Raw genomic sequence first — 23,661 nt, 5'->3', positions numbered from 1 at the left:
CTCATTTGTTGAGCGTTCTAACGTTCCCTCAACAAATGAGGGGGTTAAATTTTGCCCACAATAATTTTACTCATACTTCATTTAGCCTATCAAATAGAAAAAAGTAATCGAATGATTCGATTACTTTTTTAATACGAATTTCGTTTTCTTGCAATTGATAGACCAATGTTTCATATACATGTAAACGATTTGTAACGTTTTTTCATCCATCTTTAATAGTTTTAAAGAGTCATAACAGGATGAATTAACTGAATCCATGTAATTAATAGTCATACTGTTTTTCAGAGGAAATTTAATACTTTTTTCCTCTTCCCCAAACTGAATGAACGACCATGATGTTTCGTTTTGCAAGCCAACTTTTTAACCAATTTGGTACATATAAAATAAGGAAGACGAGTAGGACATAAATGATGGTAAATGTGTTTGGAATGAGGATGAGACGTATCCATTGTTTGAATTGCAAACCTGAAAACACACTTATTCCGAGGGCACGTTCCATCGTTCCAATCGGAATAAGGCCACCTTTAATATAAAAAAAGATGGCTATATTTGATAAAACATAGACGAGAAAAAGGATGAATTTATTCGCCCATGTCCACTGCTTGAAACAACACTTTAATAAAATAGAGAGCCCTACAAAACATAACGGATACAAGCCGAATAAAATACGTGTTGGCGTCAATCGTTCCCACACCCCTTTTTATCTTATTCCTTCCGTTCATCGAGAACGAGTTCATCTAATCGTTTAAAAGCTCCCTCTTTTGAAAAACTACTATAAATTCGATAGTTTTCATCATCTAAAATACGGTAATGTTGGCTGATGACGTTTTGCTGAAGAACATACCCATTCTTCCGTTCAATTTCTCGCCACCACACTTTACCACCAAGTGTTTTTTCCTTCCGATAATCAATTCCTTCACGGACGACGGTTTCAATTACTTCTAACGGATCGCCCCCCAACGTGTTTTGCACTATCGTGCTTTCTCTGAAGATTGCACAAACGGCAATGACGACTGTCCAACTTGCTTCAATACGACCTTTTTCAATTTGAACGAGTGTTTTTTTAGAGATTCCAATAATTTCAGCCATTTTATCTTGTGTATAGTTCGCTTCCGTACGTATAAGCTTTAACTTCTCTGAAATAAGTAAAATAATTTCATCCCTTGTCATATATCTCATCCTTCATTCATAGTATAGTGTAATTTTACACAATTTTCTTTTATTTTCCAATAATCTTGCTCATGACTGTGCCGAAAGGTGAGAAGGTTAGAGAAAATTTTAATAGTTAAAAAGGAAATTTAATAATTTTGTCGAATAAAAGTAACGGGTTGTACATATATTTAAAATTATAATCAGAGAAATCATTCGTTTCTGAATTTTCGTGAGATGAATGGAAATTTATTCATATTTTTACTATAATAAAAATCGAGGTGAAAATATGGAAATTTCTCAAAAAAAAGAATGGGCCCATTCCATCAAGGACCATAAACAACAGTTACTGAACGTTTGGGAGAAAAAAATATCCTCTCAGAATAAAGAAAGTAAAAAAATAATTATAAAGTGTGGCGAACTTTTGTTTAATTCATTACCGTTTTTCTCCTCGATTGATGATAAACAAATTGATAAATACATTCACCAATTTGCCAAATCGGTTATTGATGAACGTCTATTTTCGAATTTAAATATTCAAGACTTCGTGTACAACGTCAATATTGGTCGAACTGTCATTATAGACGATATTTTTCAAACTATTGAAGAGAAAAAAAACTTACAACAGGCGATTCATTTAATTAACCGCTTGTTTGACCTTTTCTTATTCCATACCATTTCCTACTATACAACCTTAAGTTACGAAATCAATGAGTCGAATCTTAAATATCCAAGTTCAAATCATCAAGAGCGGTTGTCGATTTTAGGACAAATGACTTCAAGTTTTGTACACGAATTCCGAAACCCATTAACATCCATACAGGGGTTCATCCAATTATTACATGCAGAATATCCAACGCTACCTTATTTAAATATTATTCGTTCTGAATTAGAACAACTGAATTTCCGAATTACCCAATTTTTACTTCTCTCTAAGAAAGAGACATCGAATAAAGACAAAACGGAAATCTTAGTCGCTGACTTAATCGAAGAAGTGTTGAACTTCCTATATCCAAGCATTCTTGACGTAAATGTTCAAATTATTAAAAATATCGACCCACATCTTCGAATTTTTGGTTCTAAAGAAGAAATTCGCCAAGTGTTAATTAACATTATCTTTAATGCAATTGACGTCCTTCAAGATTATCGAGATGACCCGAAAATTTTCATTCTAGCCACAGAACTCGATAATAAAGTTATCATTCATACTCAAAATAATGGCCCAAAAATTCCTGATCATATCAAGGAAAACATATTTGAACCATTTGTCACAACGAAAAAAAGAGGAACAGGGCTTGGACTATACGTATGTAAACAAATTATCAACAATCATCAAGGTGAACTATTGTGTGAATCTAACGATGATTTAACGACGTTTACTATTAAGCTACCTCTTCATAAATAATAGCCATGACGCAAAGGCGCCATGGCTACTGTATACATCATCCGTGAAAAAAGCTTGCCTAAAGTATAAGCAATCCTCATTTATTATCTTCGTCATCCATCATCTCTTTCCAACCTTTTTTAAACTGATACATTGTTTTCCCTGCTGTTTTACCGATTTTCGGTAATTGATTTGGGCCGAAAATCAACAGTCCAACAAGAATGATAACAGCAATTTCACCTAGTCCAAGATTCATCTTGCTCCCTCGTTTCCACTATAAACCTATTCTCCTCGCTGTTCTTTAATCGTTTTTCTTTTTTCCGTTTCCGCCACAACGAGAGCACAAGCGGCATCCCCTGTAATGTTCACCGCCGTACGCGCCATATCCACAAGACGGTCAATACCTAACACTAAAGCAATTCCTTCTACCGGTAATTGGACACTCGTTAATACCATAGCAAGAAGAATTAATCCGACCCCAGGAACACCAGCGGTACCAATACTTGCTAATACAGCTGTTAATACGATCGTCACTAACTCGGAAAGTGATAAATCAACACCGTATACTTGAGCGATAAATACGGTAGCTACCCCTTGCATAATCGCGGTTCCGTCCATATTGATTGTAGCTCCTAACGGTTGGACGAAACTACTAATCGGCTCTGGTACTTTTAATTTTCGTTGCGCCGTTTCCATAGAAATCGGTAAAGTGGCACTACTGCTTGATGTACTTAAAGCAACGCTCATGGCTGGAGCAAACGTTTTAAAGAACCAGAGAGGACTTTTTTTAGCAATGAAGAAAATACTTGAACCGTACGTAATGAACGCGTGCAAAACTAAGGAAATTAATACAACGAGTAAATAGAGCCCCATCGCTTGAATGGCATCCCATCCTTGACTTCCAATAGCAGACGCAATTAATCCAAACGCTCCATATGGCGCAAGCTTCATGATGAATGACACTAAATACATCATGATGTCATTACCTTCTTCTACAAATTTTCGGAACGTGTTAGCTTTCTCACCTAAAACCGTAATCGCCATCCCTATAAAAATCGCCAACAAAATAATTTGTAGCATGTTTCCTTCAGCGAGCGCTTGAATTGGATTCGTCGGAATCATATTTAGGAATGTTTCTGAGATAGGTGGAGCTTCTTTTGCTTCAAATTCAACATCCGTTGTTTCAAATTCACCGGCAAGACCAGGTTTGATAAGCAGGGCCATAGAAAGTCCGATGACAATGGCAATCATCGTGGTAACTAAAAAATATCCAATCGTTTTTACGCCAATTCTCCCTAATTTTTTCGGATCTCCTAAACTACTTGTACCTAAAATGATGGAAAATAACACAATTGGAACAACAAGCATTTTAATTAAATTTAAGAACAGCTTTCCAAGAGGTTGAAAAAGATATGTATCAAACGTTGGAAAAAGATTCGGCGCAAACGTATTAATCATTCCGCCGGCGATAATCCCCAAAAATATACCAATAAAGATCTTCGTCGTTAGTTTCATTGATATCCTCCCACCTTTCTCTTTTCTATTAATCTTAAAAGAAACTGATGACGAATTGCAATGTGATTTTAGACATCTTCTTAAATAAAAGCAGAAATAATAATTCATTTCAATAAATGTAAAGAACAAACCTCTTATCTCCAAAAAAATCTCCCCTTTTTTTGGAGAGATTAAGTAAAATATTCAATGGTTGCTTGTGGAAACAATCGCTCGATGTACGAGGACAAGGTGGTTTTAATTTCTTCTTCTTCCTTTTGTTGATACACGTATTTCCCGATTCCGTAGCGTCCCCACTTGTATTGACGTTTCGTTTCTTCTAGTTCCAGCTTCGTCATTGGATAATTTTTTTGAATCACCCGTTTCGCTGGTTTCGTAAATCGATGTTGAATTAATTCAAACGTTAACCCTTTTTTGGCATGCATTGGTAGTTCCCCCTCAAGTTGTTCAAACAGTTTCCGATACCCTTCTTTCCACCCTTCATGCAAATAGATCGGGGCGACGATAAACCCTAACGGATAGTCTGCATCCGCTACTTTTCGAGCCGCTTCGATACGTTTCGGTAGCGGAGATGTACCTGGTTCAAAATTTTTAATCACATAATCAGCGTTGACGCTAAAACGGAATCGCGTGTTCCCTTGATGGTTCGCATCTAATAAATGATCGACATGGTGAAATTTTGTAACAAATCGCAACTTGCCATACTCGGATTGACCAAAATATTCAATCGCTTGTTTTAATGAATGAGTCAAATGGTCAATTCCGACAATATCAGACGTACAAGACGCTTCAAATCGAGTAATTTTCGGGGCTCTCTCTTGTATGTATTTTTCCGCTTGTTCTAATATTTCATCGACATTCACATATGTTCGAATATACGGTTTACTTCCCATCGTTGTTTGTAAATAACAGTAGTGACAATGTCCCATACAGCCGGTTGCCAACGGAATCGCATATTCTGCAGACGGCTTCGAAGAATCAAATGTTAACGTCTTTCGAATGCCTACAACGAGCGTCGATTTAGCGACACGGTACTTTTGGAAGTCATTTTCACCTGGTAAATTACGCACTTGATTGTGCGAGGTCGTATAACGAATTTCTACTCCTAATTTTTCGAATTTTTCTTTGAGCCTTTTCCCCAATGGATAATCTAACGCTTTTGGTTCAAAATACACGAGCTGTGGCATGAATGGCTTAATCATTAACTCACCTCTAATCAATTCCAAAATAGTAATGGTATGCCTGTTCCGCTTCCTCTTCGGTACGGAATATCGCAATATCATCGGTAATTGGGTAATACGTATCGTATAAAAACAAAGCGAGCTTATCAGGTGCTTCCGGATTGGCCACCACAGCCGCCGGTTGAATATTTCCCACATTAGGAGTATGTGGGTTTCGATACACTACATAAACGATATCCCCAGCTTGGTAATTCGAAGTTTCATAACTATTCCAATTCAATTTCATCAATCCTTCTCTTTTTTTTCAGTTTTTCTCGAATCGACCAAAATTATGAATGGGAACAAAAAAACTCCTATCCTTAACAGATAGGAGTGGAAAAATTATTAGGAATTACCGTTTTCTATATGTGAAAAAAAGCTTTCGTGTTATGATACAACTGTTTATACACATCTTCAAGAGGTATTCGCTTGATTTGACTGATGATGTTCACCGATTCTCTTATCATCCGTGGGTGGGTCATTTTCCCCTGGAACGGTCCTTCAAATGGCCATGGGCCGTCCGTTTCCACCATAAGAAGGTTCATTGGATATATCGATACAAGTTGTTGGATTTCTTCTTCGTACACGATATCAGGAGTAACCGACATGTAATAACCGTTTTGCTTTAACCGTTCGACGGTCAGCGGGTCCCCTTTAAACCAATGAAAATGAGCTTTTGTAATGGAATGGGCTTCTAACAAATCGCAAACGAGTGGTGCATCTTCATACACCGCATGTAAACAAATCGGGATGTCCCATGTTTTGGCGACCTTGATCCACTCGGTTAATACCTCCACATACGGCTCTAACGGAATGGACGGATGTTCACGACGTAAATAATATGGTAACCCGACTTCACCAATCGCAACCATTTGAGAAGAATGTTGATTTACCCAATCGATAAACGACTGTAGCTCTGCTTCGTGGATGAATGGCTGCTCTGGATGCCAGCCAAATGCTGGATAAACAATGGACGGAAACGATTGGTGAAGGTCTAGAACACGCTTGGCTGAATCTTGGTGAAACGAAACGGCAATCAGCGCTTCAATCCCTTCACTTGGAGCGGTTTGAAGCAGTGCTTTTTGCTTCTCCACTTCATATAGATCAAGATGGATGTGCGCATCAATAAGAAGTTTCAACAGAATCACCCGTCTTTAATTCCGTACGTAATTGTTCGTACACTTCTTTTTTCACTTCCATAAACGGTTCGGTTAACATTAATTCTTGCTCCCGCGGTTGCGGAAACGGTACGTGTATTTCTTTTTTCACCGTCGCCGGGCGATTCGTAAAAATATACAACCGATCTGATAATAAGATCGCTTCATCGATGTTATGGGTAATTAATAAAATCGTCCGTTGATGTTCTTTTAAAATCTCTCGCAGCCACATTTGCATCTCATAACGCGTAAATTCATCCAATGCCGAAAAAGGTTCGTCCAAGCAAATAAACGGATGTGGACTTAAAAGCGCACGGATAAACGCTACTCGCTGTTTCATACCTCCTGATAGTTGGTGAGGATAGTTATGGATGACATCTCCTAAGCCAGCTTTTTCTAACATTTGTTGGGCTATCTTTTGGTTCGGCCTTCCGATAATTTCTTGTGCTAACATAACGTTTTGGAGCACGGTCCGCCAAGGGAATAATGATGGTTGCTGTGGCATATAACTCACTTTTCCGCTTTTTCCGTTCACGACTTCTCCTTGAAGCCGAATCGTGCCTTGGTCTGGGGTATACAGTCCTCCGATTAAATGCAATAACGTGCTTTTTCCGCTTCCCGATGGCCCGAGGATCGAGACAAATTCTCCTTCGTTTACTTCTAAATGAAGGTTTTCAAGAACCAATTTATTGCCAAACGATTTAGAAACGCCTTCCACTTTAAGCATCCTCATCCTCCTTCCACCTCACAACGAGCTTCTCCAATAACACAATGCTCCAGAAAAAAAGTAAACTAAACAGCATAATAGCCATAATCGCCACAAAAACCCGATCCGTTCGGAAAGAGGATGAAGCTAACGTCATAAATACTCCGATTCCTGCTTTCGCCCCTAACCATTCGGAAATAACAGCACCCATCACACTATAGGTCGCTGAAATTTTTAACCCGGAAAAAATCGAAGGAAGCGCATATGGAAATTCCAGCTTCCAAAACATTTGCCACTTCGAAGCTCCGGCCATCGCCATATAATGCCGCAGTTCCGGTGCTGTTTGTTGAAACCCATCAAGCGTGGCAACCGCAACCGGAAAAAAACAAACGAGAGTAATGACAATCAATTTCGGGAGTATTCCAAAGCCAAACCAGATGACAAGCAGTGGAGCAAGCACAATGATTGGAACGTTTTGGGACAATATAAGTAATGGATACACCGCTTCACGAACACCCGGAAGTAAATGTAAAATAATTGCGATCATAAGTCCGAACGTAATCCCAATAAGAAAGCCCGTAAATGTTAATTGCAACGTTGACAGTAAGTGTTCACTAAAAGTACTTTTCACTTCAATAGCTGCATTTACAATACGTGACGGTGTTGGCAGTAACCAAGCGGGTATGTTCCCCCATCTTCCGACCGCTTCCCAAATCGCAAAGAAAAGGATGAGGACCCCTATCGATCTCCATCCTTTTTTCCAGCCTCGACTCATCATCGGTATTTCTCCGTTAACTCAGCCATTGTAATACCGCTTGGTTGATACAAAATTTTTACTTGGGAAATAACGTTTGTGCTGCCTAGCTCCATCATTCGTTTATTCATTAATGAAATGATGTGTAACAGTTCATCCAATTCCCCTTCCATCGTTGTTTCAAGAGGATGAACTTCATACTTAACACCTGATTGGGCAATCACGTCAATGGCTGCATCAACATAAGGAATGACATCTTCCCCTTGTTTTGTTTTCGGCAATATTTGGACACTGACTAGCGCTTCAGCCATTTGGATTCCCTCCTTTTATTCTTCAGGTAAGAACTCATTTGTAAAAGCCTTGTCTACATCTAACTCTTTTTCAAGTAACCCGTGCTCATACATCCAATCAGAGTAATTTTTCCAAACTTCTGCTTTTTGTTCACCCCATCGTGGTGCATCGTCTTGGTACTTGTCTGCTAACCATTGTTGACTTTTCTTTACTAATTGTTCATCTAAATCAGGTACTTCCGCTAATAAGATGTCTGCCGCTTCTTCTGGGTGCTCAATCGCAAATTGATATCCTTTAGAAACAGCTTTCACAAATGCTTTTACCACATCCGGCTGCTCTTTAATCATTTGTTCACTTGTCGCTAAAACCGGTGTGTAATAATCGAGCTTCTCCGAGTAATCCGTTAAGTAAACCATGTTAATCGGTTCATTTCGAAGCTCTGCCTCAATTCCTGTCCAACCATAGTAAATCCACGCAAAGTCAATATCACGTTTGACAGCGGTAAAGAAATCAGAGTCTCCGATATTGACAAAGTTCACTTTACTTACATCCGCATTTTCTTCTTCCATTAACGAAGTAATGACCGCTTCTTCGATTGGAGAGCCCCAACCACCATATGTTTTTCCTTCAAAATCTTTCGGAGAAGTAATATTTTTTTCTACCGGAGAAGCAAAACCGGATGTATTATGTTGAATAATAGCAGCAATCGATACAAGCGGTACATCTTGAATTCGTGCTTGGGTAATGCTTTCTTGATAACTAATACCGAATTCGGCTTGTCCTGAAGCAACAAGCTGATCCGCCCCTGCTTCACCTGGAAGTAGAATTTCTACATCTAATCCTTCTTCTTCAAAATAGCCTTTTTCTTTTGCTACATATAATCCGGTATGATTCGTGTTAGGTGTCCAATCAAGAACTACCGAAACTTCTTTTAACTCTTGTGCGTTTTCATCTACAGGTTGAGTGTCTTCGCCCCCATTACAGCCTACCAATCCTACTGTAGCAAGTACAGCCATTAACCATTTTTTCATTGTTTTAATCTCCTTTCAGTCTGCTTTCACACGTTGTTATCTAAAAATGGTAAAAATGGTAAAAATAAAATCGCCACCGGTTGAACCGAGTGGCGCATATTTCAAACAAGGTTATTCGTTTGAGAATATGTTCCCTCCGCTGGTTTCAACCAGATCAGGTTCAAAGGGTCAGCATCTTACGGATGCAATCTCAGCCAGCAACACTGGCTCCCCTACTATTCTCTCCATATTCGGTTTTGTCAATCGCGATTATATCATATATTTTGTTCTTCAGAAACGACAATTTTACAAAAATGATTGGATTTAAATATTGCATATTTTTTTAATCCCTTTCTTCTATTTTCACCTCCATTGTGAGATTGTTATTTTACTATTTTCACAAATACCACCTGAGCCGCACAACTGTATATATTTCGTATACAAAAATACTTTTAAATCCACTAGTGAAAATATAAGTATGTGATTTTCCTATATATGGTTATTGTTCTAAATTTTTTGAAACTTATTTTTATAAATTATATTGTATAAAATTTGTTTTCTTGTTATGATTAATAACGTATTCAGATTATAGTAATTATTCAGATATGTTCAAAGGGGGATTATTCTAAATGAAAAAAGGGGTTTTACTTGGAATCATTATGATGATGGTGTTTGCATTAATTGGATGCGGACAAGCTTCTAGTGATCAAGCCTCAGGCAGTGACGTACAAAAGGTCGTTGTTGCAACCGATGCAGCATTTGCACCGTTTGAATATATGGAGAAAGGGGAAATTGTCGGATTTGACATCGATTTCCTTGATGCGGTTATGGCAGAAGCTGGTTTAGAGTACGAATTGAAAAATATCGGTTGGGATCCACTCTTTGCTGCGGTTCAAGGAAAAGAAGTCGATATGGCGATTTCCGGTATTACAATTAACGACAAACGAAAACAAACGTATGATTTCTCAGTTCCGTATTTCCAATCTACACATATGATTCTAGTGCCTGAAGGAAGCGATATTAAAAACGCGAATGACCTTATCGGTAAAAAAGTTGGTGTACAAAACGGGACAACTGGACAAGCAGCCGTTGAAAAATTATTAGGAGAAGAAAATGAAAACATTAAGAAATTCGAAAACAACGTCGTCGCGATTATGGAATTGTTAAACGGTGGCGTCGATGCCGTTGTAACAGACAATACAGTGGTGAACGAATACTTAAAGAACAACCCTGATAAAAACTTAGTCGGTATTGAAGATCCAACTAATTTCGAGTCCGAGTTTTACGGCTTAATGTTCCCGAAAGGCAGCGAGCTGAAAGAAAAACTTGATGCTGCTATTAAAACGGTTATTGAAAACGGAACATATGCTGAAATTTATAAAGAGTGGTTCGGTAGTGAACCAAACGTAGACGTCTTACTTGAACAACAATAAGGAGTAGGAAAATAGCGTAACTCGTTGTTAGTTACGCTATTTTTCTAGAAAGGTGAGGATTATGGATTTTCGTTGGGACATTGTGCAAGAATACGCTCCGTTCTTTTTTAAAGGAGTATTATTAACGATTGGACTTTCCATTGCAGCAATTGTGATTGGTTCCATTTTAGGGCTAGTAATTGGACTTGGAAAAATGTCTTCCTATAAAATTATTCGTTTTCCGTTTGAATGGTATATTAATATTTTTCGTGGCACCCCGTTGTTTGTTCAAATTTTACTTATCCATTTCGGGGTTTTACCGTTGCTTATGGAAAATCCAAAACCGATTTTATCGGCCATAGTATCGTTGTCATTAAATGCTGCGGCGTATATTGCGGAGATTTTTCGCGCAGGGATTCAGTCAATTGACCGTGGCCAAACGGAAGCGGCCCGCTCTCTTGGAATGACGAAAGTTCAAGCCATGATTTATATTATTTTACCGCAAGCACTGAAGCGGATGATTCCACCGTTTGGTAACGAATTTATTGTTTTAATTAAAGATTCTTCCCTAGTTTCGATTATTGCTGCCCCGGAATTAATGTATTGGGGTCGTGCCGCCCAAGGGCAATATTATCGCGTATGGGAACCTTATTTAACAGTGGCGATTATTTATCTTATTCTTACTTTATCCTTAAGTAAATTGCTACATTATGTAGAAAGAAGGTATTCAAACCAATGATACAAGTATCGAACCTAGTAAAATCGTTTGGTGACCTGGAAGTGTTAAAAGGCATCAACGCTCATATAAAAGAAAAAGAAGTCGTCGTTGTAATCGGGCCATCTGGTTCCGGTAAATCGACATTTCTGCGTTGCTTAAATCTTTTAGAAGACTTCCAAGATGGAGATATCGTCATAGACGGTTTTCATTTAAAAGATAAAAATACAAACATCAATAAAGTGCGCGAAGAAGTCGGCATGGTCTTTCAGCGGTTTAACCTTTTCCCGCACATGACCGTTTTAGATAATATCACCTTGGCACCTATGAAAGTTCGAAAATGGTCGAAAGAAAAAGCGAAAGAAAAAGCATTACAACTGCTTAAAAAAGTAGGATTAGAAGAAAAAGCTTACGTCTATCCAGATTCTTTATCAGGTGGACAAGCGCAACGTGTTGCCATCGCTCGAGCATTAGCGATGGAACCGAAAGTCATGCTGTTTGACGAACCAACGTCCGCTTTAGATCCAGAAATGGTCGGAGAAGTGTTGGCCGTCATGAAACAGCTCGCCCAAGAAGGGATGACCATGGTTGTCGTCACCCACGAAATGGGATTTGCTCGCGAAGTAGGCGACCGGGTTATTTTCATGGACGGTGGATACATCATTGAAGAAGGGACCCCAGCTGAGCTGTTTGACAACCCACAACACGAACGGACCAAGGCGTTTTTATCGAAAGTATTATAATATAAAAAAAAGCAGGGAATCCCCTGTTTTTTTTTTCATTTTCGATGGTATTATGTCTAAATTTGCAAGCAAAAGATGATTAGAAATAATGAATGCATTCGTTTTTGAATAAATGATTGAAATTACCATCTCGTAGAGCAAAAAATGTGCCATCTTAAACTTGCTGTACATCATATTTACGCCAAAATCTATAATTTATACACCGACACTTTTTTGCACCGAATTGAGACTTTTATGTACGGATCTGAAAATATTTTGCACCTTGATGTTGGTTTATGTATCTATAGAGTCTTTTTTGCACCTCAAAAGGCGGTTATACACGATAATGTGTATATTTTCACTAATTCAACAGAAAGCACTGATGACAAGAACCTTACCAGTTTTAATAAAAAAGGGTGGGACTCCCCCACCCTTTTTAGTCAATCTAAGATTACACTGCTTCTTTATATTTTTCATCTCTTGTCGGCCAAGCTTCCACGCCTTTTAGGCCTTCGATGTCGTCCGCATAGAATATAGGATCTTTTCCTTGCTTCCGTTGTTCCATATAGTTATGCAATGCTTTGAACGCAAATTTACCAAGTATGCCGATCGCAACTAAGTTCGTTAAGGCCATTAACGCCATCGCTAAGTCAGCTAAGTCCCAAACGATTTGTAAGCTTGCGACAGATCCGAAAATAATCATACCTAAGGCAATCACCCGATAGATGAATAGTGCCGTCTTAGAAGAATGAATGAACTCTATGTTTGCTTCACCGTAGTAGTAGCTACCGATAATAGAGCTAAAGGCAAACATTAAGATCGCTAACGCTAGGAATAAGCTAGCCCATGAACCGAAATGCTCGGCCATGGATGCTTGTGTTAATTCAATACCTTGAATTCCATCTTTATAAGCACCGGATAGTAAAATAATGAATGCCGTTGCAGAACATACAAGCAACGTATCAAAAAATACCCCTAACGCTTGGATAAATCCTTGTTTGACTGGGTGAGAAACGTTTGCCGTTGCAGCAGCTACTGGCGCAGAACCCATCCCAGCTTCGTTAGAAAATAAGCCACGTTTGACTCCCATCATGATCGCTGCACCAAATCCACCGCCAATGACTTGCTCTAAACCAAAGGCACTCTTCACGATTAAAGCAATGACCGCTGGAAGCTCAGTAATGTTCATCACAGTAACGATTAATGCTAATGCGATATAGAAAGTCGCCATAATTGGTACGATAATGGATGAGAAATGCGCGATACGCTTCACTCCACCAAAGATAATTACACCAGTTAACACGGTTAACACAATACCTACAACTAATTCATTAAGGCCAAAAGAGTTATTTAATGCACTTGCAATGGTATTACTTTGTACCGCGTTAAACGTTGTCCCGAAAGATAAAATAATGGTTACCGCAAAAATGGTACTTAACCAGCGCTTTCCTAATTGCTTTTCCATGTAATAACCAGGTCCACCTTTGAACCCGTCTTTATCTTTCACTTTAAATATTTGCGCAAGCGTACTTTCAACAAACGCACTGGCTCCACCTAAGACTGCAACAATCCACATCCAGAAAACCGCCCCAGGTCCACCTAAGGCAATCGCCATCGCTACCCCTGCAAGGTTACCTGTACCGATACGTGTAGCGGCACCGATAAAGAACGCTTGTAAAGATGAAATGCCCCCTTTTTCACGTGGTGATTTTTTCTCACTTATAACACGAAACATTTCAACTAAATGGCGAATTTGGACGAAACCAGATTTAACAGTGAAATAGAATCCAAGTCCTAAAAGTAAGCCGATGAGGATATACCCCCATAAAAGTGAGTTTGCTTGACCGATTAAGTTTTGAATAAACTCCACTATTGTACACCCCTTATTTACAATTGTCTTTACACGTCTAATTATTTATAAATTTCAGAATAATGTCAATGAATAATTCTACAAAATAAGACAAATTTTGACAAAACTAGACATAAAGAAAACCATAGGCTGAAACCTATGGCTTTCTCGGAAAACGGATACGAAATAATGTCCCTTTCCCTTTTTCGCTTTCTACTTCAATTTCTCCCTCATGTAGTTTCACGAGCTGCTTGACAATCGACAGACCTAATCCAAACTCTCCGAATTGATGATTGGTCCGCGATAAATCCGCTTTGTAAAATCGCTCCCAAATTTGCTCCACCTCTTGCGGATCCATGCCGATACCCGTATCCTCGATTTCGATAATCGTATGATGATTTTGTTTTATCCCACGTAAAATGATGTGCCCGTTCTCGGTAAACTGAATGCTGTTTTTTGTGATATTCATAATAATTTGCACAATACGATCGTAGTCCGCAAACACATGCACATCTGGTTGAACTTCAATAGTGATCGTATTTCCTTTTTCCTCGGCAAATAAAACCAGTTGTTCTTTAATAATTTCAAAAACATCGATGAGTGGAATCTCTGTTTTAAATAATTGAATTTGATTTGAACGAATTTTTTCATAATCTAAGTTTTCATTAACCAGTCGGATGAGGCGACTTGTTTCTTTGTTCATCAGTTGAATACAACGTTCTTGCTCTTCAGGTGGAATCATTCCCGATTGGAGTCCCTCAATAAGGCCGCGAATGGTCGTTAACGGCGTTTTTAATTCGTGCGAAACATCAGCCATAAATTGACGCCGTCTTTTTTCGAGCCGTTCAATTTCCTGTTGTGATGCCTCTAGCTGTTTGACCATTTCATTAAAAGCGGTCGCTAATTCGCCTAATTCATCAGTTGAATTCAACTTTAGCTGAACCGAGTAGTCTCCTTGTGCCACTTTTTCCGTCGCCTTTTTGATTCGAGCGATACGAAAAACATGCCATTTGGAAAGAAGCCAACTTAAAATAAACGTCACGGCAAGGGAAATGACAATGATGAAAAACAACTTTTTATTGATTTGAGAAATCATTTGCTCTGCACCGCTAATCGGTGATGTTAATAAAACGCCACCGGCTAATTGACCGTTAATCATATACGGTAACACAACGAGGGAAACGACTTGATCAAAACGAGTTAAATCACGGGTTACAATGATGGTTTCCCCTCGTTGTAACTTTTGCCATTCATCCGGCTGTAATTTCACTTCATCGGGCAATTCGCTTCTCGATGAAACGACTTCGCCTTGACGATTAAACAGAACAAAATGAATACGTTGCGCACTTAACAATTCTTTGTAATGAGCAAGCATCAGCGATTTTTCCGCAAACCGTCTTTCAGAAATATCTTGTAAAATGGACTCCCCATAGGTGATTAGCTCCACCACTTTTCGTTCATACACATATTTTTCAATATAGTTAATAAATAGACCACTCACAATAACGAGTCCAATAAATAAAATGACGATGTGCGAGGCTAATAGCTGATATAAATACTTAATTTTCATCGAGTTCCACCGTTTCGTCAAATTTATACCCTACACCCCATACCGTATGAATAAAAGGTTGATTCCCTCGAGCAATTTTTTTACGCAAACGTTTCACATGGACATCCACGGTTCGCTCGTCCCCGTAAAATTGATAGCCCCACACGCGCTCTAAAATTTGCTCCCGTGAAAATACTTGACGTGGGTGTTGTAAGAAAAAGTACAATAGATCAAATTCTTTTGGTGTTAGCTGCTTTAACGGTTCATTATTTAAAAAGACTTCTCGAGTTTCTTTTGATGCTTTAAAATGCTTCGTTTCTATGTAATGTTGTTCCGATTGCTGTTCATTACCACGATTCGTCCGTCGCGAAACAGCTTTAATGCGCGCCATTAATGTTAGCGGACTAAACGGTTTAGTGACATAATCATCGGCTCCCATCTCTAAACCTAACACTTGGTCGGCATCACTGTCTTTCGCTGTTAGCATGATAATCGGTACGTCGCTCTGTTCACGAACTTTCCGACAGATTGTTACACCATCCATCTCCGGAAGCATCCAATCAATGATTAATAAATCAAAGGAACCGTTTAGAAATGTTTCATAACCTTCTTTCCCGTTATGGACAAACGTCCCTTGATAGCCTTCTTTTAGAAAAAACATTTCCAGCATCGAACAAACGCTAGGATTGTCTTCAATGACTAAAATTTTCACATTTGTCCCCCCACAACAACCTTCTTACTTTCAACGTTAATTGCTTTACTTCGAATTTGCAATGATTTTCTCGTTCGTTCATTTTATTTCATCGTTTCGTCATCGTTTCTTCATATTTCCCTTCAATCTTATTTATTGAGATTTCAAATCCAACTATAACGTTTATTAAGCCATCTATAAATTCATCATCAAATTTAGCTTTCCAGGGGGCTCTATAATGCCTAAAACCCCCTTTATTTTAAGGATGAAGTAGCTATTTTTCAGAAAAGTAGTAGACATATGAATTGTAAAATTTTACTAGATTTTAAGAATACATATGCATCTCTACTTTTTTGTCGTACGAAAAATCACTAAAAGATAGTAAAAAAAAAGACTGCTTATTCTGTTACAAAAAAGCAGTTTTTTTTAAGAAGGATTTTATTTACACGGAATATATTGAATATTTTAATATTTTTGTATATTATATCCATAAGTTTCAGAAGGAGGTTAACGCATATGGTGAAAAAATGGAGTCAATGGATTGGACAAACATTTGCCTTTTGGGTCCTTTTATTTTCCGTCATCGCCTTTCTGTTTCCAAAAGGGTTCACTTGGATTGCCCCGTACATTGTCCCGATGCTTGGGGTCATCATGTTTGGCATGGGACTGACGTTAAAATGGGATGATTTTAAAGAGGTATTTACCCGTCCGAAAGAAGTGTTCATTGGGGTTGGGGCCCAATTTTTGATTATGCCATTATTGGCAGTTGGCTTAGTCACCATATTTCCAGTGTCACCTGAAGTGGCACTAGGAGTAATTTTAGTTGGATGTTGTCCTGGGGGTACGGCTTCCAATGTTATAACGTATTTAGCTAAAGGAGATACGGCTTTATCCGTGACTATTACGTCGGTTTCTACTCTTTTGGCCCCATTCGTTACACCGTTTCTCATATGGCTGTTTGCGGAAGAATGGTTAACGATTTCAGCCACTTCCCTCGTGTGGTCGATTATGAAAATGGTCATTTTACCAATTGCACTAGGACTGATTGTCCGTTCATTATTTCCGAAACATGTCGAAGCAAGCATCGATGTGTTACCGATGATTTCAGTTATATCAATCGTCGCGATTATTGGGGCGATTATCGCGGTAAATAAGGAGGCACTAGCTTCTAGCGGTGTCCTAATTTTTACGATTGTCATGTTACATAACGTGCTCGGCTTACTCATTGGCTGGTTGCTCGCCAAATGGTTGAAATTAAGCCTCCCAAAACAAGCAGCCATTTCCATTGAAGTCGGCATGCAAAATTCTGGTTTAGGTGCTGCCTTAGCTGCTGCTCATTTCGCACCACTGGCCGCCGTTCCAAGTGCGATTTTTAGCGTCTGGCATAACATCTCCGGTCCGCTTTTTGCGACGATGTTCAGAAAGCAAATGGCGGCTACAACAGTAAAAGAAGATATCCATACAGTAGTGAACTAATAAAGAAAGGCTGGCTTCACTTTTTTTGTGGAGTCAGCCTTTAACTAAATTACATTTCGACCATCATCGTGTCGTAGGCGATTTCGACGACTAAATCAGCTTTTTGTAACCGTTTGGCTACTACTGTCTGTAATTCATCGTGGCTAAGTCCGTTCATTTCTTCATGATGCGTTAATACCACTTTCTTTGGACGAAGTTGTTCAATGATTGCTACTGTTTCTTCAAACGTACATTCCATATTTAAAACGGGATGGTCTTCTGGAATCAATCGCTCATTTGTCAGCGGATGCACGTCAAAAAGACCGATTGGTAAAACAGCTACATCCACTTCTTGCAACTCGTTTGGCGGCATCCATCCGTTTAGCTCGTCCATCGCAATGAGCACTCGTTTGTCTCCCTCCGTCAATTCAAAGGCATACACATAATCTTCTGCTAAACGAAACGGACGAATATGAACTCCGTTTTTATAGATCTTTTCGCCATCTTTCAGTTCATATAATTGAATAAAGCGTTGCTGCTTGAAATATTGCAGATGATCCCATGTGCCCAGCCACGTTCGAAAATCGGCAGCGACTTTTTCAGGAACGTACACATCTGTTTGTGACGGCTTCGGCGGCCACCCACACCAATCCGCGTTTAGCGATTCCAGTACCCGCCGTCCCATTACATGATCCGGATGCCAGTGGGAATAAATCACTCCCTCAATCGTTGAAATGCTCGATCGCTCTATTTGATAAACGATTTCTTCCGGTGTGTCAAACAACATATTCGGTCCATGTACAAACAAACTCGGTCCCATTCGACTATATGGAACCCCTTTTTCCCTTGCTTCCTTGCACACTCGACATTGACATAACGGCCGTGGAATCGTTGTCGCTCCACCTGTACCAAGAAATTCAATTTTCATTATGAGTCCCCCACTTTTTATTTTTTTCTATCATATTACAAAATGGATGATTGGAAATAAATAACCAAATTGGTACATTTCCGTATTTGCCATGACTATATGTAATGATATGGTAAAAATATCATTCATTTATTGAGGTGGTTTTCTTGAAAAAAATTTATACCTTCTTTTTTAGCGGCCACGTCCTAACAGGAGCAAACTTGTTTTTGGAGATTTCCTTGGAGAAATACATATACAAAAATTAAAAATAAGGTAAATAAACTAATGGTCCAAACGATCATTCCGCTTATAAACCTAGGTCATTATCAACAAACATTGCATCCTTCTTCAGAATTTTTCATGTATGAACGATCGAATTAATACGATATATTACGCCACCTTTCTAAAACTATTAAACTTATTTGTAACAAATAAAGGGGTGATACTTTGAAGAAATGGAAAACCGAATTAAAAAGGCGGCTTCAACATCCAACTCCCCTTCGCCCACTTCAATCATGGGAAGAACAGATTGTCCAGACCATCAAAGAAGAAACAGCACGAAACAATGTCAATAACGTCACACGTACAGCAGCCTACTTGTCATTTTACTTACGTTTCCCTGAAATTCATTGGGCATTCCTTGCACATATGGTCTCTCGAAATGGCGGTTGGAACATGACGGATTTAAAAGGTGGCTTACTAAAAAGCTTATTAGACAACGATGAAAAAGAATCCATTTTTGCTTTTCTTGAACGAGGAAACTGGCTGATTTTTCAGGATGCCTTTCCCCAGTTAATGCTTTATGAATGTAGCGTAAAATACAACCAAAACTTATTTGATTTACTTCCGTATTTTGGGGTATCACGGTTCATGGAAGCCATGTGGTCCTTTTTTTGGGAAGAAAGGGACCAAGAGACTTTGGCCATTGCAACCATCATTAATGAACAGAACTACATCGAGTCAAGAGTCATTCAACACAAAACATACAAGAATTCGGTATTGAATACATGGGGATTTCAGCTATACGATGTACTTCCTTTTAATCATATTCTCCTTCCATTTGTAGAAACCAATCAAAACGTGCGCCCTCATCTTGCTGGGGCCACCGTACAGCACTTCGCTTCCTTATCCCGTCGAATTGAATTTGGAAAATCCTTATATCATCTTCTATTTCACAAGCCAAGTCTTCGGCAAAAAGTACTGAACTGGGCTGCCTCCCATCCACACACCGGTTCCCGTGCTGATTATTGGAACGATATATTTCATCCCATAAAAATGACCATTGTAAAAGACCGTTATCAAAAACGAATCGACCACTGTCGATTAAAAAAAGAGGCTCTCCCCATTCATAGTCCAACCTTACAAGCAGCATGGAAAAACGTCGACCATGAACAACCAGATTCGAATGATTGGTTTCAAGATTTGTCCGTTCTCCGGTTTTTTAAAAAAGGAAAACCACTAGACGGCGACATCCTCGATGATTATTGCCGCACGATTGATCTATTAGAACTTGCTGTAATAGCTCGACAAATATTGTCGATGGTTTAGAACTCATCCTGCTTGCCAAGTAAAATACCTAGCCGCAAATAAATACCTATTTCAACTAATATACTCTCTGGGCAAGTAAAATTCTAATACTGGCAAGTAATTTATTCATTCCAGCAAGTTCTCATTTGGCAAGTAATCATTTTTAATAGAAAAACTTTCATATTTAATCCAGAAATCCTTGCCTTTTTTGATAAAATCAAAATCTTTACGTTATCATTTCTCCGGAACAATAAAAAAGGAAAACACCAAAAAGCGTTTTCCCACCTTTTTTATCTCCATTGCACGCTAACTTCTCCAGTTGTACCAACTGGTGTCGTATACGTATGGTTCGAACCACTTTCCCAAATGACGTTTCCGCTTGCATCCTTTTTAATAAATTTAAATTCAAGCGGAGTTCCTTCTGGAACGCTAACATCGATATACCAGGAAGGATACGAATAAATCACTTGGTTAAATAACGGACCAATGGCTTTATTTGGGTCCCAATTTCCTAGTTCATGTACATTTCCGACTAAATACACATTCTCTCCCCAATTGGTATACGCATTGTGAACAACAAATCGAACAGACACTTGATCGTTCGTTAATACTTCAAATTTGTCGTACGAATTACTTGATGTACCGCTTGCATTTTTTACTGTTATATCGTAAATACCAGGTGTAACTATTGGAACCTTTGCAATAATTTGATGATCTGTCCATGAAACAATTGTAGCCGAAGCGGAACCGAATAACACTTCACCTGGTGATACACCAAACCCTTCACCATCAATGGTTACGGTATGTCCGACCTGTCCCATCATCGGGCCCACATGACCAATATGAGGTAAAGTCTCCTTTTTAGAATAAGACCATACTCCGACTTCTCCGGCACTTAACGTAAAAGGTGATACGGATTTATCACTGTTTACCGTTATGGCGTTTCCGTTTAATAATCCGGCTAACTCATCCCTATACGTTCCAGATGGTAAATCCGTAAATAATCCGGTAATATGATAGGATTCAGTGGAACTACGATTAATGGCTACGAGGACTACGTCGTTACCAAATTGACGTTCATAAATATAGACATCATGATTCATCCATCTTTGTTGTGTATCTCCATATGCTAAAGCTGGATTGGACGTTCGTAATTGAGCTAGCCGCTGAATAATTTGGTATGCTCTCGTGTTTTTATGAAATGACGTCATCATTTTTCGGTTATTCGGGTCACCGTTTCCCGTTAGATATTGTTCCGTTCCGTAATAAATCGTTGGGATCCCTCGGGATGTTAAAAGGACGGCCAATGCCATATCGACGGTCCGCGAATCACCGCCTTCGATCATAAAACGGTCCATGTCGTGGTTATCGATAAAGGTGACTTGATCAATCACTTCATCATATGCATTCGCAGTATCTTGAATTATTTGATCAAATCCATACCAACTATCTGTATTGTCTCGTAACACTTGACGTAATTTTTGTCCAAAACGAAAGTCTAATAAACTCATTCCAGATTCATTGGCAAACATATGATTTGCTGGATCAACTTCATTTTCTGATAAAAACCATTCTCCAAATGTAAAGACTGCTCGATGATCATAAATTTTATCCATGAATGACTTTTGCCATCCAAATGGCATATGTTTCACCGCGTCCATCCGAATGCCGTCGATTCCTAAATCAAGCCACATTTTGATTGCATCTTTAAAATATTGATCAATAACTGGTTGTTGATGATTAAAATCGGCTAAGTCAAATAAGTTTCGATAAATACTATCCTCCCCTGTCGAAAAGTCAGTGCCTCCATTATGATGGAAATATCCTGAAGTATCGTGTGTATAGCCTCCTATCAGTACACCGTTATCATATAAACGACCATTTTCCATATACGAAGGGTCATCCTCGGAAGCAGGCGATGTATGATTGGGTGCAAAATCAATGATTACTTTTATACCATGGGCATGAGCTGTTGAAATTAATTCACGGAACTTCGCTACATCCCCAAAGAATGGATTCGTCTTTTTAAAATCACGTGCCCAATAGCCATGATAAGAGGTGGTACCTGCAGCATCATTCATGATAGAGTAAACATTTTCAACCGGCTGGGAAATCCAGATTGCAGTGATTCCCATGTCCGTTAAATATCCGTCCTTAAGTTTGTCAATAATCCCTTGCCAATCTCCACCACAATATTTTCGTAAATTAGTACAATTTTTGCTATATAAGCTTTCAGTTGGATTATTACTTGTATTCCCATCGTAAAAACGGTCCACCACAATTTGATAAATGACATCGGATGTAAAATTCACATCATTTTCTTCTGTACTAGCAATATTAACGACTTGTTTGTCTTGATTAAGGCCTATCCTTAACAGCCCAAAAATCAATAGCCACACACTCCTTAATTTCAATGATTTTTTCATAAAAACCTCCCTAATGACGAAAAAACCCCGCCTCTCTATATGAGAAAACGGGGATGTCCTTTCATAATAAAAACAAGCATAGCTCACATAATTTGTTAATAAAATTTTAATATTCAGAAAAATAATCGTCAATATTAAGAATTGTCGATTTTATAAGTAATAAGGACTATTTTTTCATATATTCATTCCTTCGAATTCTACAATTTTTCACACTGAATAGTTGTACACTCTATGCGGAAACGATTTCGGCATATGTTCTTAATTGGGAATTCGACTTTCTTTTATCTTCTTTAGATATGTCTCTATGGCCTTTTTACTTTTCAACACCACAATTGTTTTCTGTGTTCCAGTAAGCTGCATTTCCCTTAGACGTTCCGGCATCGCTTTTTTGCGCCGACGATGAGTGGTTAGGATATAGTGAAAAAATTCCCATTCAAATCGTTCAGGGCATCCTTCTCCTACGTCATTGCGGTTTTTTCCAAGATTAGAATACGTTCGTTTGAAAACTCGAAACAGGCATCGCATTAATGAAAGCTCTAAATAAATAATCGTATCTGCATGAGGAACCCGGACATCATATGTATTGGTATAATTTCCTTCAATGATCCACTTTTCTTGTTTGACGATTTCTAGTTGAGCTGCTCGAAATTCTTCTAATGGAGACTCAACCCATCCCGGCTTCCAGTAGTATTTGTCTAAATGATAGACCGGTATGTTGAGCGCTTCCCCTAAACGCCTGGCAAACGTCGTCTTCCCTACGCCTGGCGATACCCCAACGACCATAATTTTTTTCATATTTTTCCCCCCATTGTGATTTTTCATTCCTCCGGAGATCCGTCTTCGTTCCATCTCTCAATGTTAATGTTGTTCGGAATGTACCTTAAAAAAGAATCTACAGTTGAAAATCTCGGTTCATTTGCTGATTTTACTTTTTTCATGTCACTCAAAATGGTCACTCCGTATGTTGTTATTAAAAACTGGACAATCTTTTCAATTACATTTTTGACGAAACGTTCCATGTGGAATTAAAATTCGATGGCACTTGTAAAGGAATAGTCCGTCCGAAAATCAAAAATCCCCTCATCTTCTGATGTTGGAATCATGTCTTTTTTCATTGGCTGAACTTGAATAGTGAGTAATTTTTCTAAATGGCTCATTTTTGACCTCCAAAATGTGAATAGTCCACATCTAAACCGGACAAGATAGATGAAAAACGAAAAGAGGG

23 protein-coding genes and 1 riboswitch are annotated in these 23,661 nt (G+C 38.7%); of the genes, 6 read left to right on the top strand and 17 right to left on the bottom strand.

Annotated elements, in window-relative coordinates:
* Nucleotides 1-292 precede the first annotated feature (292 nt).
* Both H0Z31_09755 and H0Z31_09750 read right to left on the bottom strand, forming a co-directional pair.
* Entirely contained in the window at nucleotides 293-682 is a 390-nt protein-coding gene (locus H0Z31_09755; GenBank protein MBO8177722.1) for a hypothetical protein, read from the bottom strand.
* Between the two features lie 23 nt (nucleotides 683-705).
* A complete protein-coding gene (locus H0Z31_09750) occupies nucleotides 706-1,170 on the bottom strand; it encodes a helix-turn-helix domain-containing protein (GenBank protein MBO8177721.1) in 465 nt (154 codons plus the stop codon).
* A 268-nt stretch (nucleotides 1,171-1,438) separates the two neighbouring features.
* On the opposite strand from H0Z31_09750, the gene H0Z31_09745 reads away from it, so the two are divergent.
* Nucleotides 1,439-2,554: a GHKL domain-containing protein gene (locus H0Z31_09745; protein ID MBO8177720.1), complete on the top strand. Its 1,116-nt coding sequence runs from the start codon at nucleotides 1,439-1,441 to the stop codon at nucleotides 2,552-2,554.
* Nucleotides 2,555-2,630: 76 nt separating this feature from the next.
* Here the strand turns inward: H0Z31_09745 and H0Z31_09740 are convergent, their stop codons facing one another.
* The 9 genes from H0Z31_09740 to H0Z31_09700 all read right to left on the bottom strand — a co-directional run bounded on the left by H0Z31_09740 (nucleotide 2,631) and on the right by H0Z31_09700 (nucleotide 9,204).
* Complete coding sequence (locus H0Z31_09740) at nucleotides 2,631-2,789, bottom strand: twin-arginine translocase TatA/TatE family subunit (GenBank protein MBO8177719.1); 159 nt, start codon at nucleotides 2,787-2,789, stop codon at nucleotides 2,631-2,633.
* A 26-nt stretch (nucleotides 2,790-2,815) separates the two neighbouring features.
* Nucleotides 2,816-4,048, bottom strand: a complete 1,233-nt coding sequence (locus H0Z31_09735) for a dicarboxylate/amino acid:cation symporter (GenBank protein ID MBO8177718.1) — start codon at nucleotides 4,046-4,048, stop codon at nucleotides 2,816-2,818.
* A 170-nt stretch (nucleotides 4,049-4,218) separates the two neighbouring features.
* Nucleotides 4,219-5,247 carry a spore photoproduct lyase gene (gene splB / locus H0Z31_09730; protein ID MBO8177717.1) on the bottom strand — a complete coding sequence of 343 codons (1,029 nt, stop codon included), beginning with the start codon at nucleotides 5,245-5,247 and terminating at the stop codon, nucleotides 4,219-4,221.
* Nucleotides 5,248-5,257: 10 nt separating this feature from the next.
* Entirely contained in the window at nucleotides 5,258-5,512 is a 255-nt protein-coding gene (locus H0Z31_09725; protein ID MBO8177716.1) for a transcriptional regulator SplA, read from the bottom strand.
* Between the two features lie 115 nt (nucleotides 5,513-5,627).
* On the bottom strand, nucleotides 5,628-6,404 hold the full coding sequence (locus H0Z31_09720) for a TatD family hydrolase (protein ID MBO8177715.1): 777 nt from the start codon (nucleotides 6,402-6,404) through the stop codon (nucleotides 5,628-5,630).
* Nucleotides 6,388-7,155: an ABC transporter ATP-binding protein gene (locus tag H0Z31_09715; GenBank protein ID MBO8177714.1), complete on the bottom strand. Its 768-nt coding sequence runs from the start codon at nucleotides 7,153-7,155 to the stop codon at nucleotides 6,388-6,390. The genes H0Z31_09720 and H0Z31_09715 overlap by 17 nt, the downstream gene beginning before the upstream one ends.
* Nucleotides 7,142-7,903 carry an ABC transporter permease gene (locus tag H0Z31_09710; GenBank protein MBO8177713.1) on the bottom strand — a complete coding sequence of 254 codons (762 nt, stop codon included), beginning with the start codon at nucleotides 7,901-7,903 and terminating at the stop codon, nucleotides 7,142-7,144. The genes H0Z31_09715 and H0Z31_09710 overlap by 14 nt, the downstream gene beginning before the upstream one ends.
* Nucleotides 7,903-8,193 carry a thiamine-binding protein gene (locus tag H0Z31_09705; GenBank protein ID MBO8177712.1) on the bottom strand — a complete coding sequence of 97 codons (291 nt, stop codon included), beginning with the start codon at nucleotides 8,191-8,193 and terminating at the stop codon, nucleotides 7,903-7,905. Before H0Z31_09705 ends, H0Z31_09710 begins: the two co-directional genes overlap by 1 nt.
* 15 nt (nucleotides 8,194-8,208) lie before the next feature.
* Nucleotides 8,209-9,204, bottom strand: a complete 996-nt coding sequence (locus tag H0Z31_09700) for an ABC transporter substrate-binding protein (protein MBO8177711.1) — start codon at nucleotides 9,202-9,204, stop codon at nucleotides 8,209-8,211.
* Between the two features lie 114 nt (nucleotides 9,205-9,318).
* Nucleotides 9,319-9,428, bottom strand: a riboswitch (TPP riboswitch).
* A gap of 384 nt (nucleotides 9,429-9,812) precedes the next feature.
* Here H0Z31_09700 and H0Z31_09695 point away from each other — a divergent pair.
* The 3 genes from H0Z31_09695 to H0Z31_09685 all read left to right on the top strand — a co-directional run bounded on the left by H0Z31_09695 (nucleotide 9,813) and on the right by H0Z31_09685 (nucleotide 12,053).
* The gene (locus H0Z31_09695) at nucleotides 9,813-10,616 is read left to right on the top strand and encodes a basic amino acid ABC transporter substrate-binding protein (GenBank protein MBO8177710.1); all 804 of its coding nucleotides are present in this window, start codon (nucleotides 9,813-9,815) and stop codon (nucleotides 10,614-10,616) included.
* A 61-nt stretch (nucleotides 10,617-10,677) separates the two neighbouring features.
* Entirely contained in the window at nucleotides 10,678-11,334 is a 657-nt protein-coding gene (locus H0Z31_09690) for an amino acid ABC transporter permease (GenBank protein ID MBO8177709.1), read from the top strand.
* Nucleotides 11,331-12,053: an amino acid ABC transporter ATP-binding protein gene (locus H0Z31_09685; GenBank protein MBO8177708.1), complete on the top strand. Its 723-nt coding sequence runs from the start codon at nucleotides 11,331-11,333 to the stop codon at nucleotides 12,051-12,053. Before H0Z31_09690 ends, H0Z31_09685 begins: the two co-directional genes overlap by 4 nt.
* A 430-nt stretch (nucleotides 12,054-12,483) precedes the next feature.
* On the opposite strand, the gene H0Z31_09680 is transcribed toward H0Z31_09685, so the two are convergent.
* The 3 genes from H0Z31_09680 to H0Z31_09670 all read right to left on the bottom strand — a co-directional run bounded on the left by H0Z31_09680 (nucleotide 12,484) and on the right by H0Z31_09670 (nucleotide 16,142).
* Nucleotides 12,484-13,902 (bottom strand): alanine:cation symporter family protein, encoded by a 1,419-nt coding sequence (locus tag H0Z31_09680; protein MBO8177707.1) that lies wholly within the window; start codon nucleotides 13,900-13,902, stop codon nucleotides 12,484-12,486.
* Nucleotides 13,903-14,038: 136 nt separating this feature from the next.
* Nucleotides 14,039-15,451, bottom strand: coding sequence for a HAMP domain-containing histidine kinase (locus H0Z31_09675; protein MBO8177706.1), 1,413 nt, complete (start codon nucleotides 15,449-15,451; stop codon nucleotides 14,039-14,041).
* A complete protein-coding gene (locus H0Z31_09670) occupies nucleotides 15,441-16,142 on the bottom strand; it encodes a response regulator transcription factor (protein MBO8177705.1) in 702 nt (233 codons plus the stop codon). The genes H0Z31_09675 and H0Z31_09670 overlap by 11 nt, the downstream gene beginning before the upstream one ends.
* Before the next feature lie 495 nt (nucleotides 16,143-16,637).
* Between H0Z31_09670 and H0Z31_09665 the strand changes: the two genes are divergently transcribed.
* Nucleotides 16,638-17,597: a bile acid:sodium symporter family protein gene (locus H0Z31_09665; GenBank protein MBO8177704.1), complete on the top strand. Its 960-nt coding sequence runs from the start codon at nucleotides 16,638-16,640 to the stop codon at nucleotides 17,595-17,597.
* Nucleotides 17,598-17,646: 49 nt separating this feature from the next.
* Here the strand turns inward: H0Z31_09665 and H0Z31_09660 are convergent, their stop codons facing one another.
* Nucleotides 17,647-18,504 (bottom strand): hypothetical protein, encoded by an 858-nt coding sequence (locus tag H0Z31_09660; GenBank protein MBO8177703.1) that lies wholly within the window; start codon nucleotides 18,502-18,504, stop codon nucleotides 17,647-17,649.
* A gap of 426 nt (nucleotides 18,505-18,930) precedes the next feature.
* Between H0Z31_09660 and H0Z31_09655 the strand changes: the two genes are divergently transcribed.
* On the top strand, nucleotides 18,931-20,031 hold the full coding sequence (locus H0Z31_09655) for a DUF2515 family protein (protein MBO8177702.1): 1,101 nt from the start codon (nucleotides 18,931-18,933) through the stop codon (nucleotides 20,029-20,031).
* A gap of 269 nt (nucleotides 20,032-20,300) precedes the next feature.
* On the opposite strand, the gene H0Z31_09650 is transcribed toward H0Z31_09655, so the two are convergent.
* Both H0Z31_09650 and H0Z31_09645 read right to left on the bottom strand, forming a co-directional pair.
* Nucleotides 20,301-22,436: an IPT/TIG domain-containing protein gene (locus H0Z31_09650; GenBank protein ID MBO8177701.1), complete on the bottom strand. Its 2,136-nt coding sequence runs from the start codon at nucleotides 22,434-22,436 to the stop codon at nucleotides 20,301-20,303.
* 258 nt (nucleotides 22,437-22,694) lie between these two features.
* Nucleotides 22,695-23,231 (bottom strand): topology modulation protein, encoded by a 537-nt coding sequence (locus H0Z31_09645; GenBank protein MBO8177700.1) that lies wholly within the window; start codon nucleotides 23,229-23,231, stop codon nucleotides 22,695-22,697.
* Between the last annotated feature and the right edge of the window lie 430 nt (nucleotides 23,232-23,661).

It is taken from the genome of Bacillus sp. (in: firmicutes) (genome assembly GCA_017656295.1).
In the GTDB taxonomy this organism is placed as follows: domain Bacteria; phylum Bacillota; class Bacilli; order Bacillales; family JACDOC01; genus JACDOC01.
Note: the sequence above shows the minus strand (reverse complement) of the source record. Positions and strands in the feature narration are given on the sequence as shown.

What these genes read in the sequence shown, in the direction of transcription:
- H0Z31_09645 (MBO8177700.1), bottom strand. Translation starts at nt 23,231, where the DNA reads ATGAAAAAAATTATGGTCGTTGGGGTATCGCCAGGCGTAGGGAAGACG.
- H0Z31_09710 (MBO8177713.1), bottom strand. Translation starts at nt 7,903, where the DNA reads ATGAGTCGAGGCTGGAAAAAAGGATGGAGATCGATAGGGGTCCTCATC.
- H0Z31_09715 (MBO8177714.1), bottom strand. Translation starts at nt 7,155, where the DNA reads ATGAGGATGCTTAAAGTGGAAGGCGTTTCTAAATCGTTTGGCAATAAA.
- H0Z31_09695 (MBO8177710.1), top strand. Translation starts at nt 9,813, where the DNA reads ATGAAAAAAGGGGTTTTACTTGGAATCATTATGATGATGGTGTTTGCA.
- H0Z31_09685 (MBO8177708.1), top strand. Translation starts at nt 11,331, where the DNA reads ATGATACAAGTATCGAACCTAGTAAAATCGTTTGGTGACCTGGAAGTG.
- H0Z31_09740 (MBO8177719.1), bottom strand. Translation starts at nt 2,789, where the DNA reads ATGAATCTTGGACTAGGTGAAATTGCTGTTATCATTCTTGTTGGACTG.
- H0Z31_09700 (MBO8177711.1), bottom strand. Translation starts at nt 9,204, where the DNA reads ATGAAAAAATGGTTAATGGCTGTACTTGCTACAGTAGGATTGGTAGGC.
- H0Z31_09735 (MBO8177718.1), bottom strand. Translation starts at nt 4,048, where the DNA reads ATGAAACTAACGACGAAGATCTTTATTGGTATATTTTTGGGGATTATC.
- H0Z31_09650 (MBO8177701.1), bottom strand. Translation starts at nt 22,436, where the DNA reads ATGAAAAAATCATTGAAATTAAGGAGTGTGTGGCTATTGATTTTTGGG.
- H0Z31_09725 (MBO8177716.1), bottom strand. Translation starts at nt 5,512, where the DNA reads ATGAAATTGAATTGGAATAGTTATGAAACTTCGAATTACCAAGCTGGG.
- H0Z31_09660 (MBO8177703.1), bottom strand. Translation starts at nt 18,504, where the DNA reads ATGAAAATTGAATTTCTTGGTACAGGTGGAGCGACAACGATTCCACGG.
- splB (MBO8177717.1), bottom strand. Translation starts at nt 5,247, where the DNA reads ATGATTAAGCCATTCATGCCACAGCTCGTGTATTTTGAACCAAAAGCG.
- H0Z31_09745 (MBO8177720.1), top strand. Translation starts at nt 1,439, where the DNA reads ATGGAAATTTCTCAAAAAAAAGAATGGGCCCATTCCATCAAGGACCAT.
- H0Z31_09665 (MBO8177704.1), top strand. Translation starts at nt 16,638, where the DNA reads ATGGTGAAAAAATGGAGTCAATGGATTGGACAAACATTTGCCTTTTGG.
- H0Z31_09675 (MBO8177706.1), bottom strand. Translation starts at nt 15,451, where the DNA reads ATGAAAATTAAGTATTTATATCAGCTATTAGCCTCGCACATCGTCATT.
- H0Z31_09705 (MBO8177712.1), bottom strand. Translation starts at nt 8,193, where the DNA reads ATGGCTGAAGCGCTAGTCAGTGTCCAAATATTGCCGAAAACAAAACAA.
- H0Z31_09750 (MBO8177721.1), bottom strand. Translation starts at nt 1,170, where the DNA reads ATGACAAGGGATGAAATTATTTTACTTATTTCAGAGAAGTTAAAGCTT.
- H0Z31_09690 (MBO8177709.1), top strand. Translation starts at nt 10,678, where the DNA reads ATGGATTTTCGTTGGGACATTGTGCAAGAATACGCTCCGTTCTTTTTT.